The 275-nt window shown below is 74.2% G+C and carries 1 protein-coding gene; it reads left to right on the top strand.

Annotated features, from left to right (window positions below; all coding sequences use genetic code 11):
- Positions 1–275 (top strand): hypothetical protein (locus CVH10_RS25995; protein ID WP_181244581.1); only part of this gene is annotated, 275 nt, incomplete at both ends.

The following is a 275-nucleotide window of genomic DNA, read 5'->3' as shown; positions in this document are numbered from 1 at the left end:
GTTGCTGGCGATGCTGGCCGCGCAGGAGGCCGGGCAGGCGGCGGCGTGGCGGATCGCCGATATCGCCGCGATGCGCGCACTGCTGGCGGAGGGCGGCGCTGCGGTGCCGGAGGTGGCCGAGGGATTCACGCTGGAGGCGCTGGACGCGGCGTGGAACGCGCTGTCCGCCGCGCTGGATGCGCATCATGCCGAGGTGGAGGCGCGGGGCGACCGGATGCGCGATGCCGCGATCTGCGCCTTCTATCGCGACAGCACGGCTTGCCGCGGGCTGGTGT

The organism is Halomonas sp. ND22Bw, from assembly GCF_003011945.1.
GTDB lineage: Bacteria > Pseudomonadota > Gammaproteobacteria > Pseudomonadales > Halomonadaceae > Halomonas > Halomonas halophila.
Note: the sequence above shows the minus strand (reverse complement) of the source record. Positions and strands in the feature narration are given on the sequence as shown.